The following is a 297-nucleotide window of genomic DNA, read 5'->3' on the forward strand; positions in this document are numbered from 1 at the left end:
TGAAGTGGCTGTATGGGCACAATTCCAAAGAAGAAAAATACAATTCGGACACTTTAATCGCGCGCTCGGTTTGCGCACCGGTTTTGTCTAGCAGTTTTTCGATACCGATTGCTTTCAGCAGGGCGATGTCGCCGTCTTACAAGTAAGCGATGCGGCGGGTAAAGGCGATCACGGCGGATACGTCGGAAGCGATAAAGGTTTCTTGGTCGCCAAAGGCCACCAACAACGGGCAGCCCATGCGTGCAACAACCATTTGTTCAGGGTTGTCTTTTGCTATAACGGCAATAGCGTATGCAC

At 50.5% G+C, this 297-nt stretch carries 1 pseudogene; it reads right to left on the minus strand.

The annotated features are described in order from the left end of the window. Positions 1-297: pseudogene (locus ACTHTG_RS11200) on the minus strand (glutamine--fructose-6-phosphate transaminase (isomerizing)); the annotation flags it as partial.

The organism is Neisseria sp. P0017.S009, assembly GCF_051957375.1.
Taxonomy (GTDB): domain Bacteria; phylum Pseudomonadota; class Gammaproteobacteria; order Burkholderiales; family Neisseriaceae; genus Neisseria; species Neisseria perflava.